The 12,285-nt window shown below is 68.2% G+C and carries 10 protein-coding genes and 3 pseudogenes; 2 read left to right on the top strand and 11 right to left on the bottom strand.

Annotated elements, in window-relative coordinates:
* Positions 1-12: 12 nt before the first annotated feature.
* The 4 genes and pseudogenes from ACZ4AA_RS24695 to ACZ4AA_RS24710 form a co-directional block, all read right to left on the bottom strand.
* Positions 13-753 (bottom strand): hypothetical protein, encoded by a 741-nt coding sequence (locus ACZ4AA_RS24695; protein ID WP_467606689.1) that lies wholly within the window; start codon positions 751-753, stop codon positions 13-15.
* A 184-nt stretch (positions 754-937) separates the two neighbouring features.
* Positions 938-2,620 (bottom strand): ribulokinase, encoded by a 1,683-nt coding sequence (locus tag ACZ4AA_RS24700; protein ID WP_467606694.1) that lies wholly within the window; start codon positions 2,618-2,620, stop codon positions 938-940.
* A gap of 296 nt (positions 2,621-2,916) precedes the next feature.
* Positions 2,917-3,315: pseudogene (locus ACZ4AA_RS24705) on the bottom strand (helix-turn-helix domain-containing protein); the annotation flags it as partial.
* Positions 3,316-3,392: 77 nt separating this feature from the next.
* Positions 3,393-3,920 carry a hypothetical protein gene (locus ACZ4AA_RS24710; protein WP_467606699.1) on the bottom strand — a complete coding sequence of 176 codons (528 nt, stop codon included), beginning with the start codon at positions 3,918-3,920 and terminating at the stop codon, positions 3,393-3,395.
* 481 nt (positions 3,921-4,401) lie between these two features.
* On the opposite strand from ACZ4AA_RS24710, the gene ACZ4AA_RS24715 reads away from it, so the two are divergent.
* The gene (locus ACZ4AA_RS24715; protein ID WP_467606702.1) at positions 4,402-5,745 is read left to right on the top strand and encodes an IS630 family transposase; all 1,344 of its coding nucleotides are present in this window, start codon (positions 4,402-4,404) and stop codon (positions 5,743-5,745) included.
* Positions 5,746-6,594: 849 nt separating this feature from the next.
* On the opposite strand, the gene ACZ4AA_RS24720 is transcribed toward ACZ4AA_RS24715, so the two are convergent.
* The 4 genes from ACZ4AA_RS24720 to ACZ4AA_RS24735 form a co-directional block, all read right to left on the bottom strand.
* The gene (locus ACZ4AA_RS24720) at positions 6,595-7,236 is read right to left on the bottom strand and encodes a hypothetical protein (RefSeq protein ID WP_467606705.1); all 642 of its coding nucleotides are present in this window, start codon (positions 7,234-7,236) and stop codon (positions 6,595-6,597) included.
* A gap of 169 nt (positions 7,237-7,405) precedes the next feature.
* Complete coding sequence (locus tag ACZ4AA_RS24725; protein ID WP_467606709.1) at positions 7,406-8,227, bottom strand: aldo/keto reductase; 822 nt, start codon at positions 8,225-8,227, stop codon at positions 7,406-7,408.
* An 85-nt stretch (positions 8,228-8,312) separates the two neighbouring features.
* Positions 8,313-9,518, bottom strand: a complete 1,206-nt coding sequence (locus ACZ4AA_RS24730) for a cupin domain-containing protein (RefSeq protein ID WP_467606712.1) — start codon at positions 9,516-9,518, stop codon at positions 8,313-8,315.
* A gap of 16 nt (positions 9,519-9,534) precedes the next feature.
* Entirely contained in the window at positions 9,535-9,678 is a 144-nt protein-coding gene (locus tag ACZ4AA_RS24735) for a hypothetical protein (RefSeq protein ID WP_467606717.1), read from the bottom strand.
* Between the two features lie 449 nt (positions 9,679-10,127).
* Between ACZ4AA_RS24735 and ACZ4AA_RS24740 the strand changes: the two are divergent.
* A pseudogene (locus ACZ4AA_RS24740) lies at positions 10,128-10,217 on the top strand (NIPSNAP family protein); the annotation flags it as partial.
* Positions 10,218-10,373: 156 nt separating this feature from the next.
* On the opposite strand, the pseudogene ACZ4AA_RS24745 reads toward ACZ4AA_RS24740, so the two are convergent.
* The 3 genes and pseudogenes from ACZ4AA_RS24745 to ACZ4AA_RS24755 all read right to left on the bottom strand — a co-directional run.
* Positions 10,374-10,550 (bottom strand): annotated as a pseudogene (locus tag ACZ4AA_RS24745) (SDR family NAD(P)-dependent oxidoreductase); the annotation flags it as partial.
* A gap of 96 nt (positions 10,551-10,646) precedes the next feature.
* Positions 10,647-10,808: a hypothetical protein gene (locus tag ACZ4AA_RS24750; protein ID WP_467606721.1), complete on the bottom strand. Its 162-nt coding sequence runs from the start codon at positions 10,806-10,808 to the stop codon at positions 10,647-10,649.
* A gap of 252 nt (positions 10,809-11,060) precedes the next feature.
* Positions 11,061-12,071, bottom strand: a complete 1,011-nt coding sequence (locus tag ACZ4AA_RS24755) for an AI-2E family transporter (RefSeq protein WP_467606725.1) — start codon at positions 12,069-12,071, stop codon at positions 11,061-11,063.
* Positions 12,072-12,285 lie beyond the last annotated feature (214 nt).

Here is a 12,285-nt window from a genome sequence, read left to right on the forward strand (position 1 = left end):
GTTGGGCCCACCTCAGACGGTGGGCCCAACACCACACACGGACCAGACGGTCGCCACCACCAGGCCCCCGGCAACGGCCGCAGAGGGAGCACAGCGTGTCAGCGCCGTTGGCGGCCTGGCACGGTGTCTCTGGTCGCCCCAGTCGAGTGTCTGCTTCTCTCGTCTTGGGGCAGACCGCGCGGTGTGCAGTTTCGTCTCCACCGGGTCCTTGCGGTTGTTGACACCGCTGCCCGCCTTGTGGCCGGGGTCCGGCGGCTCGACCCAGAGGTTCCGCGGATCGTTGGGGTCGCCGCCGAGCTGCAGGCTGATGACGTGGTCGTATTCGGCATCGCGCAGGGAGCCCCGATAGCCGTACGAGGCCGCGTTCAGCGCCTTCTCCTTGCCCGTGACGGATGTGGAGGGCCGAATGCCGGAGGTGTACCCGCCCTTGCGGCAGATCGTGGACTTCAGGTTCGCCTGCGTGACCGCCGGAGAGATCGCCCCCGGCGTGCATGCCAGGTCCCCCAACGGCTCCCCCGTCTCATACCGGAAATGACAGCTCCCGGCCGGAGGCTGTTTCTGGACGGTGTAGGTGGTCTGCGGGCTGGCCCCGACCGCGATCGCCCGGTCCGCGCCGCCGCCCGTGCCCGACGACCTCGTGGCCGAAGTACCGGTCGGCGACGCGGTCGATCCGCCCGTTGCGGCCGGGGTGCAGCCCGCCAGGAGCACGGCGGCGAGCAGCACGGATGACGCGGCGCGGTAGCTGGAGCGCATGACGACCCCTCACGAGCAGGCAATGGCTGGGCACATACTGTCCGGCCAGCGCGTCAGCGCACCGGCCGGGGCGCGCAGTACAGCACGGCACGATGCAGGGGGCGCCTCTACGCAGTCCAACGCCTGCATAGGCCATCGAGTTCGACGGCGATGGCGGAGGGCGTGGTCATGGCAGTCGGCACTCTCATGTCGTCAGCGAGGTGAGGGCGTTGTTGCGGATGGCGTGCAGGCGGTGGAGCAGCTTGTCGTCGCCGGTGCCGAAGGTGTCGTGGAGGCGGCGGTATTCGGCGTAGAGGGCGTCGTAGATCGCTGCGCGGTTGGGGTCGGGCAGATAGGCAGCGGTCTGTTTGCCGCCCATGGCGGCTGCGGCTGTCCGGACATCGGGGTAGGCGCCGGCCGCGACGGCGGCGTGGATCGCCGCTCCCAGCGCGGGGGTCTGGTCGGACAGGGCGACGGAGACCGGGCGGGCGAGGACGTCCGCGTAGATCTGCATCAGGAGGCTGTTCTTCTTCAGGCCTCCACTGACGATGAACTCGGTGACTGGTACGCCACCTGCTTCGAAGGTTTCGGCGATGACGCGAGTACCGAAGGCGGTGGCTTCCAGCAGGCAGCGGTAGAGGTCTTCGGGCCGCGTGGTCAGGGTGAGTCCGGCGATGACGCCGGTGAGGTGGTGGTCGACGAGAACGGAGCGGTTGCCGTTCATCCAGTCGAGTGCCACAAGTCCGTGGGCGCCGACCGGCTGGGCGGCGGCCTTGCGGGTCAGGAGCTGGTGGAGGTCCTCGCCGTGCTCGGCGGCTTCGGCCTCGTACTCGGGCGGGACGCCCAGGCGGGTGCACCAGGCGAAGATGTCTCCCACAGCGCTCTGGCCGGCCTCGTATCCGTAGGAGCCGGACACGATTCCTCCGTCGACGACGCCGCAGATGCCGGGCAGGTCCGGGGCGAGGGTGTCGGCGTTGAGGATGTGGCAGGTGGAGGTGCCCATGATGGCGAGCATCTGCCCCTGGTCGAGGGCTTGGGCGGCGGGTGCTGTCACGTGGGCGTCGACGTTGCCGGCGGCGACGGCGATGCCGGCGGGCAGGCCGGTCCAGGCCGCGGCCTGCTCGGTCAGGGAGCCGGCCCGAGCTCCGAGCGGGATCAGGGGGTGTTCGAGGCGGGTTGCGGCGAAGTCGGCGAAGCGTGGGTGCAGCGCGGCGAGGAAGTCCTGGCTGGGGTAGGCGCCGTCCTGGTAGATGCCCTTGTATCCGGCCGTGCAGGCGTTGCGGGTCTCCGATCCGCACAGCTGCCACACGATCCAGTCGGCGGCCTCGATCCAGCGGTCGGTGGCGGCGTAGACCTCGGGTGCTTCTTCAAGGACCTGGAGCGCTTTGGCGTACTGCCATTCGCTGGAGATCTTTCCGCCGTAGCGGCTGATCCACTTCTCTTCCCGGGCGTGGGCGAGGTCGTTGATGCGGTCGGCCTGTCCCTGGGCGGCGTGGTGCTTCCACAGTTTGGGCCAGGCGTGAGGGCTGCCGCTCCAGCGGGATGTCATGGCCAGGGGGGTGCCGTCGGCCGCGACGGGCAGCACCGTGCAGGCGGTGAAGTCGGTGGCGATACCGATGACCTGCTCTGGGCGTACCCCGGCGGCGCTGAGGGCTGCGGGCACGGCGGTCTGGAGGACCTGTCGCCAGTCCTGGGGGTGCTGGAGCGCCCAGTCGGGCGGCAGCAGTTCTCCGGTGAGCGGCAGGCTGTGGTCGATAACGGCGTGCTGGTAGTCGTGGACGGCCGAGCCGAGTTCGGTGCCGTCGTCGACGGAGACGACGACGGCGCGCCCGGACAGGGTGCCGAAGTCGACGCCTACGGCGACCAGAGGGAGGTTGTCTGCGCTCACGATGTTGCCTTCGGTGCGGTGCCGGGGGGTGGGTTGGTGCGGATGGGGGTGCCGGGCCAGGGCAGGAGGCCTTCGTCTCGGAGGTTTCAGGTTCCGTCGTCGGGGAAGCCCGGGGTGCTGACGCTGTGTCCGTCCCAGCCGGCGGCCATGAGGGAGAACGTGGTCAGCAGGGCGCCGTTGGCCGGGGGCTTTGAGGAGCCGATACGCCTTGGCGGTGATCGTCTTGGCTCCAGTCGTGCGCAGCCTCTCGGTACGCCACTCACGGAGGCGGGGCGCGGTGATCTCGTCCAGGTCCCGTGCCGTGCGTATTCCGCGTTCTGAAGCATGGCCGGCAAAACCACACACTGGAATGACCGAACGAGCCGGGCCCCGCGGACCGCCAGGTCGACAACGGCATCCGCGGAAACACTCAAGCCCGACCGTTTCTCGTCTGCACCCATGGAAGGAGCCGATTCGACTTCGGCGAGTGCCGTCCTCAACTCCGCGACAGCAGAGGCATTCAGGCCGAGAGCTCCAGACATGCGGTCGAGGACGTCACGACTGGGAACCATCCGTCTGTTCTCCACCTTGGACACCGTCGGCTGACCCACCCCAGCCCGCTGCGCCAACACGGCACCGGTCAGGCCGACATCCACGCGCAGAGCCCGAAGACGTGCCCCCAGCGCCCGCATCCGTTCCTGCCGCTCACTCCCCATACCCAGCGTTCTACACCACAGAGCAGCAAGCTCCGGATGCAAACGGTCGTGATCACCGTTCTCCGGTGCCCTTCGAGCTACCACCCCTCTTCGGAGGGGCCGACAACTTGGGCGCCGACCTGCGCCGCCAGCCATGCCGCACGCTCGTCATGCCCGGGGCGTGCGTGGATAAATACGGTGTGCTCGGGCGCCCACTCCTCGCAGTGAATCGTGTGACTGTTGCACACGACTTGCAACTCGGCGTACTTGCACCCTTCGCCCAACCCGAGTTCAGGCACAGCCGGCCGTTTCATGTCGTGCCAAAGGATGCAGCACCTAGTGATGTCCGCCCAGGCCCGCAGGGCTTCACTCCCCTGCGAGAGGTTGGCAACGCCCCATGTCAGCTCTGCCGGAAGGCTGGCGCTCCCCTCTCCGCGCCACCTGACATCCGCTTCCGGGGAAGCCTCAGTCAGACGCCGCAACTCGTCATCATCACTCGCCCAAGCCTCCAGATAGCAACCGCTCGGCCTGTACGAGAAGGCGATCGACAGCAACCCCTCCGCGAGCGTCAACGCCTCGGCCAGATCCGTCGTCCGCAACACCGGCCATGCCTCTGTGACCCCCATCCGCGGCATCCTGCCAGAGTGATCATTCCGTCTGCCGAGGCTTTTCCTGCCCGGTTCGAGACCCGCAGCGACTCACGTCAGATGAAGCCGTGGCGTCAAGGCAGGCCCCTGGGGCCGCAGCGAGCTACGGCCCATGAGTAGAGCTCCGTGCAAACCCCGACGGGGGTCCGGTCGGCTCCAGGCGAACGGATGAGCCCTTGATACCGTCCCGCCTGTGAAGGATGCGCACTGGTGGCCGAAGACGAGACACCTGCTCGCGAACTGGCTCATTACGACGCCAGCCCTCTTGGCGGTGGGTAAGCTTGCGGGAGAGCACGAGGGCATCGTTTTTTGCGCCGTCCTCGCCGCCTGGATCACCGCGTGCAATGAGCTTGCGCCCAGGTGGCGCCGGTACCGCCGATCCAGGAAGCAGGCCCGGAACGCTGCCAGCAGCTAGTGTGATGCGCCTGAAATCCCGACGCTTAGTTACTACGCTGTTGGCATGTCGCATCCCGGGCCTTCTGCTGTGGAGATCACACTGTCCGAGGCCGAGCGTGCCGAGTTGGTGCGCTGGACGGAATTGCCGCACCGGCGCTCGGCCGAGAAGGCCCGCATCGTCCTGGCGTGCGCGGACGGCATGTCGAACGCTGGTGTGGCACGGCTTGTCGGTGTCCAGGCCAAGACGGTCGGCAAGTGGCGTCGGGCCGTCGCCGCGGAGCGTATGGCTGGGCTTGAGGACGCAGGCTGGATCGGCCGGCCAAAGGCCGACCTCGTCCTCGACGACACCGAGCGCAGGCAGCTGCAGCAGTGGGCGCGGCAGGCAAAGACCGCTCAGTTCCTCGCGTTACGGGCCAAGATCGTGCTGCGTTGCGCGGAGGGCGGGACGAACCAGCAGACCGCGGCCGACCTCGGCATCGACAGGTCGACCGTGGACCGCTGGCGGGCCCGGTTCATCGCGAAACGCCTTAATGGTCTGCATGACGAGCCGCGCTCGGGCCGGCCGCCTTCGATCCTCCTCGATCAGGTCGAGGAGGTCGTCGTGGCCACCCTGGAGTCGCTCCCGGGCCAGGACACGCACTGGTCACGGGCCTCGATGGCCCAGCGCACGGGCCTGTCGAAGTCGACGATCGGGCGGATCTGGAAGCGATTCGACCTCAAGCCCCACCTGCAGGACTCCTTCAAATTGTCCACCGATCCGCAGTTCGTCGCGAAGGTCGTCGATGTTGTCGGCCTGTACCACCACCCGCCCGAGAAGGCGGTCGTGCTCTGCGTGGACGAGAAGTCCCAGATCCAGGCACTGGACCGGTCCCAGCCGGTGCTGCCGATGATGCCGGGCATGCCCGAACGCCGCACCCACGACTATCTGAGGCACGGCATCACCAGCCTGTTCGCCGCCTTCAACATCGCCGACGGCACCGTCATATCGGCACTGCACCGACGCCACCGGGCCATCGAGTTCAAGAAGTTCCTGACCCGGATCGACAAGGCCGTGCCCACCGACCTCGACGTGCACCTCGTCTGTGACAACTACGCCACCCACAACACCGCCGACATCAGGGCATGGCTCGCCAAGCACCCCCGATTCCACGTCCATTTCACTCCCACCGGCTCCTCCTGGATGAACCAGGTCGAGCGATGGTTCGGCCTTCTCACCGACAAGCTCATCCGCCGCGGCGTCCACACCTCCGTGAAAGCCCTGGAGGACGACATCACAGCGTGGATCGACACCTGGAACGAGAACCCACGGCCCTTCACCTGGACCAAGACCGCCGACGAGATCCTCAACTCCCTCGCCGACTACCTCACCAAGGTCGGAACCACCGGCCAGAAAACCGAGCAGAACTAAGCATCAGGATTTCAGGCGCATCACACTAGCGTGGTCGCCAGCGGCGGTTTCCCCGCTGCTGCCACGAGCACCTGGCCCAGCGCGCGCACGACACCCTATTCACTCACTCCCGGAAGTGCGCCGACTGCAAGGCGCCGGAAGGGTGCGAGATCGGCCGCTGGCTGTACCGCCTGATGCGCGAGCACCGCCGGTGAACACCCGCCCGAGGCCGGACTCGGCGGATCCGGAGCAGAAGTCGTCGGCGACCGGCCGCGCGGCAGGATACTGCTGGGTGGAGAACCCGAACGGCCACAGCGGCTGGACATGGCCCGCGCTGCCGCAGCACCGTGAGCACAAGGACACGTACGCACGGACGTCCTGGACCAGCTGATCTCCCGGTCCTGGGCGCCGATGCCGGGACCGGGAAAGGGGCGGTCGCTCATACTCCCCCGCGGGAACGGCCGCTCACCTCACGAGGTCAGCCAGCGGAATGCCCAGCCCATCGGCGATCAGGAGCAGATCCCCGTGCTGCGGCTCACGCGTCCCGGCCTCGTATCGCTTGATACGGAACACCCCCGCGTCCGCAGGGAGCAGTCACCTTGGGCGGTGCGGTGGGCCCGTGCCGGGGGACCATCCCTGCGGGCGCGGGGAGCAGTCTGCGCGGGCCAACTTCTCTTGCATGGCCGGGGGACCATCCCTGCGGGCGCGGGGAGCAGAACATGACGTCGGGGGACGCGTACGAGGGCTGGGGACCATCCCTGCGGGCGCGGGGAGCAGACTGTCTGACCTGCGACGCTACCGGCTGGAAAGAGTATTTCCGTTGACTTCTACCGGTTCCGGCAATTCGGACGCGTGGGTAGAGCCGTCCAGTTATCCCGGCACAGCTGGAGCGTCTTGAATGAGCGCTCTCAATGGGGATGTGAGGTCGGGGTGGTCACCGCGGGAGGCTGACTGGAGGAGCTCGGCGCACACGACGAGCAGGGCAGTTCGGCCTGATGGCCCGTCGAGTAGTGGTGCGAATGCGCGGCGGATGCAGTTTGCGGTGGATGGCACGAGCTGCGCGTAAGCGTAGAACAGGGCGGCGTCATAGCCGCGGGGTGCCATGCCCCAGCCTTCCCAGTCGAGCAGGGTGGCACTGGTGGTGAGGTTGGCAGCGTGGAAGTCGCCGTGCGCGCCCTCCCAGTGCCGGACTTGGGGGGCTGGCCGGCCCGTGAACTGAGGGACGGCGCGGTCGATCCACTCTTGGCGGACGGCGGTGCGGTCGGTTGAGGTCGCGGCGATGGTCTTCAGAGTGGTGCTGGTGCTCGCGAACCAGCTTTCAGACAGGGGGAGTTCGTGACGAAGCACCGGGTTGGACGCCAAGAAGGGCTCATCGATGTAGGCGGTGAGTTCGGCACGGTAGGAGTAGGCCTTGCCGTGCCAGTCGTGCACTCGGTGCAGAGCCGGTTTACGGACAGCGGGAAACGCGGTGGCGGCTTTCTCGGTGCCCTCCCACAACTTGCCGCTGCCCATGCCGGCGGGGACAGAGAGCAGGCGCAACCAGCACGGACCGTATTCGGGGTGGTCGGCGCGGTGGCCCAGAGTGCGACCGTGCCAGCCCCACGACGGGGGGCCAGAGGTAGTGGCGCCCAGGACGCATGCTGCGAACGCGGACGCTGCCTGCATTCGGCGCGTGTCGTCGTCAGAGGGGGGAGGCGAGTACATCGAGGACCGTCCGGAGTGTGGCGGGAGGGATGGCGGTCCTGCCAGTCACGGCAAGAGCCTCGTCCCAGTGTGCCTCCTGCCCGGTGGCCAGGAGGACGCGTTTGACGCCTGGACACGACGCGGCGGCCGCCAGAGCGGCGGCGGCCACCGGGGCGCCGGGGCGTATGAGGTCGGCAATTTCTGCAGTGGCCAGGGACAAGAGCTCTCCGCCGTGCAGCGGGGCAGATGCATGGACTTCCCATCCCAGCTCTGCGGCCTGGGCGATGGGCCCAGTCCGGTCCAGGGCTTCGGTCAGGTGAACGTCCATCACGAGGCTGACGGGTAGCTGCACGAGACGAAGATGGTGGGATTTGCTTCCGGCCGCCTCACAGGCCAGCTGGTCCAGCAGCGGCACGGTGAATCGGCCGTCGCTGAAACCCGACCAGGTGGCCACTCCGTAAGCCGTCACCTCGCCGGCATGTGCGGCCCGCTCCAACACGGCGAAGGCATCCCGCATAGCGTCGGTCAGCATCTGTTGGTCGCCGTGGTGGTATTCGGGGTTATGGATGAACACCGCATCGAGCTGCTCGCGGCCCAGTTCGATGCGGCTGCGGGCGATCTGCCAGCGCACGTAGGCGGGCGCGAGGCTGTGCCGGATCTCCGCTGTGGGGATGACGGCGACGGCGTGCGCGGCCCGGGCGGTGGGTGCGGTGAGGAATCCGGCCTTCGTCGCAACCAACAGGCCGGGATGGTCGGCGAGGACAGGGGCGAGCAGGTGATGAGCGCGGCCACCGCAATAGTTGGGAGCAGTGTCGTCCATCCGGACGGAGTGCGGGCAGCGTGCCGGGCGGCGGCGGCCAGCCTGTCACCGGGGATGCGGTAGGTGCCGAGCCCGAGGACGGCGCTCATCCCAGCTCCTGGGCGCGGACAGCCGCCATCTGGGCTGCGACCAGCTCGGTGACCACGGCAGCCGCGTCGACCATTGCGACGTCGGCTGCGGCCGCGAGGTCGTCGAGCCGGTGCCAGCCGACGTGCAGGAGTCGGCGGAGCAGCGGTGCGGCGTCCGCCGCAGCGTCGACCTCCTGACCTGCACCCCGGATGCGCACCAGGTGCTCGCCGTCAATCGTCACCCGGGCGACGTGGGCTCGGCCGGTGGTCAGCCGCACGAGGGTGCCCGGTTCGGGCGGAACAGTCGTCAGGTGGGGCAGCGACGGTCTCATGCGGCCCATGTCCGCGACGTCTTGCGCGGCTGCATACCGTGCCAACACGGAGCCGTTGTCCAGAGCTGATGTGACTTCCTTACCGAAGCGCTTGACGAACTGGGCCTGTATCTCGGGGCTCGCGTTCAGGGGCAGGTCGATGCGGAAGGTGTCCGAGGACAGGAGCTCGTCTGCCAGCCACGTCAACAGTCGGCTGCCGGTATGTGGTGGCGTGATCCCGCAGGTCAGATGCAGAGAGGGGGTGCCCTGGTCGGCGGTAACTGCGTGCCACCAGCCGCGTGGCACGTAGAGAACGTCACCGGGGTGCATGACGAGCTCAACGATCGGGTCGGCGGGGGGCGGTTCAGGCGTGGCGACGTCACGGTGCAGCGGGACGCGGCGCGTGGGTCCGAACAGCCTCCACCGCTTGGCGCCCTCGATCTGCACGACGACGACATCGTGGTCGTCCCAGTGGGTGCCGAACCCCTCGGCGGCCGTCCACGACGCGTAGGCGTTGACCTGGACAGGGGAGCGCAGCCAGCCCTCCAGTTCGGCGGCCAGGTCCCCAATCGGTTCGTGAAGGTGATCGACTTGGTCAACCACGAGGGAGGCACCTTCCGCGAGGCGCTGGTGGAGCTCGGCGGGATGGACGCGCTGCCAGACCGTCGATCGGCGGGTCGTCACATGGGCCGCGTAGCGGTGCGGGAGCAGCATCTCGCCGGCGTGCGCGAGGCGTAGGCGGGGCGGCTCCAGTCGGTGGCGGGAGATCAAGTCGTTGAGGACGTCGAACGAGCATAGGGCGCCGAGTTCGTTCTTCGACAGGGCGCCGGACAGGTGACGGTAGTCGCGGTGCAGTGTCTGGGCCAGGAAGGTGTCCTGGCCCAGACGCTCCGCGATGCGCAGTTCGCTCATCGCCGGAAGGGGACTTCTAGTCGTTGCCGTCGCTGCGACCGGTGCCGCCGCCGTCGGACGGAATGGCGGAGCGACCGCGGGCGGCGGCGATGGCCCGGCGGCTTCGCAGCAGACAGGCGGCCTGTCCCGCCGAGCTGTCCGTGCTGGTGTTCGTCGGCATGTTGTCCTCCTGAAGAGTGGGAAACGGCCGGAGACCTGACCGCTTCACCAGCGTGGCCCGACCGGTGATGGTTCGTCATTGCCTCGTCGGGGCCCGCACATTGCGGGTTGCCCGCAATGCCGTTCGCCTCCCGCAGCACCGCGCAACGACTACCGTGGACACGGCCCGGCCCCGTTATCCGTGCCTGTCCTTCGGGGGATCGCATGGCCACCGTCACCCGCGCACGCCGAGCTGAGATACAGCGCGAGGCGCAGCACTTACGCATGCGCTGTCAGCGCGAACACCACACTCTCGAGCGAACCGTCACAGAGATCCGCACCGCTCTGCATGAAGTCACCGCGCTGGAAGCATGGCGTCTGGCCATGGGCTGGTCTCGCGCTCAGACCGTCGCCCAGATCGCCGCGGTCTACGTGGCGGCTGATCTGCGGCCACGCGGCCTGACGGACGCGTGCCAGGAAGCGTTCCAACTGGCTCGTGACACCCGCTGCATCAAGCGGTACGAGCGCCGCTTCCTCCGGCCGCTCGACGGCCTGTCCTAGACCGCCGGGAGGTGCGTGGCGCGACCCTGCCGCGCGGCGGTGCGCAGCGCTGCGACGACGGCCGTGGTCGTCGGGTTCGCGGTCTCGGTGTGACGGGTCGCGGCGAACGAACAGCAGGCGCAGGATCGGGCGGTCCTCGATGAGCGCCGTGTACCAGCCGCCGAGGGGGGTGTAGATCTTGCCGCCCATGGAGGTGATGTTGACGATGGTGCCGGAGTGCTGAGCGCGCATCTGCGGCAGAACGAGCTGGGCCAGACGCATGGCGCCGAAGACGTTGGCCTCGAACTGACGGCGCGCCTCGTCCATGGGGACGTCCTCGATGGCGCCGGGCGCGCGGCGAGCTCCGGCTCGGGACGGAACGGGAGGTTCATGAGGACTCCTCGTGGGTCAACGGGGGGGGCGGCACGGCTCTGATCCCAGCAAACAAGCTCAGCCGGTGCCGAGGCAGTAGCCCCGCTTGGCCTTACGGCTCCCATCGGGCGGGCCGAGAAGCCGCAGGAAGGGCGGGAGACGGGCCGACGGGACCAGGAGGCCCGCCTGGCACTCCGGCCGTACCCCGTCCTCGTGGTCGACGAAGTGGGCTATCAACACCAGACCAGCTTCGCCTCGTTCCAGGGGCGTCCTAGCCTCCGCGATCCTCGAGCGCCTCCTACACACTGCGAAGTCGTCTCGATCAACACAACAGCTACCGACTGAACAACCACCTCCAGGCCATCGAGGGGGACACCGAAGTGGCCTGAGCGGTGGTGCACTCAGAGTGGGATGCGGACAGTGCATCCCCGACAAACGTCGTGGCCTTCTCCCTCGGGGCCGACGGACGCCGGAAGCCGACAAGACGCGTCCTCATTTCCGCTCCTTGGTGGGAAACACGTACTCGTCGAGGACCAGACCGACGGCGACGGCCGCCGGGATGGCGACGAGGGCACCGATGATGCCGAGAAGCGCGCCGCCGACGAGCACCGCGAGGACGGTGACCAAGGGGTGGACGTCCACCGCGAACTTCATGGCCCGCGGCACGATGAGGTAGTCCTCGGCGACCCGGAAGACAACGTAGAAGACCGCAGTCGCGATCGCGACGGGCAGGGAAACGGACAGCGCGACGAGGCTGACGACAATGCCGGCGAGAGTGGAGCCGACGATCGGAATCAGGTCCATCAGGGCGGTGAAGATGCCCAGGGCGGCTGCGTAGGGGACGCCGGTGCCCACGCACCAGGCGAAGGTCGCCAAGCCGGCGATACCCGAGGTGACGAGGTTGCCGAGCATGAATTTCCCGATCCGATTCATGATCTCTTCGGCCATGCCCTCGACGCGTTCGCGCCGGCTCGCGGCCACGAAGCGGTAGCAGAACTGTTTGATGGCCGGCAGGGCCGCCATGCAGTACAGGGTCACCGTGATCACGATCGCCGTGGACGTGAGGGTACTCAGGACCATCTGGCCTGCGCCCAGAACACCGCCCGCCAGGCCGGTCGCTCCGTCTCCCGACCCGATCTGCTGCTTGGCCTTCTCGACCAGGTGGTAGCGGTCCTCCAGACGACCGATCGCCGACTGGTGGTCGTGAACCTGCTGCAACCAACCGGGCACCGCATCGACCACCGACGACACCTCGTTGGTCACCGGCGGAATGACCAGAGCCAGGAACCCTCCGAGTACCGCGATGAACCCCGTCAGCACGATCGCGACGGCCCAGCCGCGCCGCAGACCCCGGCGCGTGAACCACGCGACGAGCGGTTCCAGACTGATGGCGACGAACGCGGCCAGCAGCAGCAAGGTCAGCATCGAACTGACCCGCAGCACGGTCTGCACAGCCAGCCACGCCAGACTCGCGCCCAGGCCCAGACCGAACCCCACCGTCACCCACGACCGCCTGCGCTCGCGGCGTGGATCTCGGCGCGGCGGCTCTTGGGGTGCCTTCCGGGACCCCTCTACGGCGTCCGCCGGTCCGGAACCGGAGCCGCGCGCCGCTTCTTCAACCGCGCCCCGCTCTTGCCCAACGGACTCGGACCCGGACTGCGCAGACATCGCGGCGCCTCTCCTTGACTCGAACAGGTGTGGCGCGCCGCCCAGGACG

Source organism: Streptomyces sp. NPDC024698 (assembly GCF_055559015.1).

Excerpts from the sequence above, each read along its gene's own strand:
- ACZ4AA_RS24695 (WP_467606689.1), bottom strand. The coding sequence starts at position 753 with ATGCGCTCCAGCTACCGCGCCGCGTCATCCGTGCTGCTCGCCGCCGTG.
- ACZ4AA_RS24710 (WP_467606699.1), bottom strand. The coding sequence starts at position 3,920 with ATGGGGGTCACAGAGGCATGGCCGGTGTTGCGGACGACGGATCTGGCC.
- ACZ4AA_RS24715 (WP_467606702.1), top strand. The coding sequence starts at position 4,402 with ATGTCGCATCCCGGGCCTTCTGCTGTGGAGATCACACTGTCCGAGGCC.
- ACZ4AA_RS24720 (WP_467606705.1), bottom strand. The coding sequence starts at position 7,236 with ATGGGCAGCGGCAAGTTGTGGGAGGGCACCGAGAAAGCCGCCACCGCG.
- ACZ4AA_RS24725 (WP_467606709.1), bottom strand. The coding sequence starts at position 8,227 with ATGGACGACACTGCTCCCAACTATTGCGGTGGCCGCGCTCATCACCTG.
- ACZ4AA_RS24730 (WP_467606712.1), bottom strand. The coding sequence starts at position 9,518 with ATGAGCGAACTGCGCATCGCGGAGCGTCTGGGCCAGGACACCTTCCTG.
- ACZ4AA_RS24735 (WP_467606717.1), bottom strand. The coding sequence starts at position 9,678 with ATGCCGACGAACACCAGCACGGACAGCTCGGCGGGACAGGCCGCCTGT.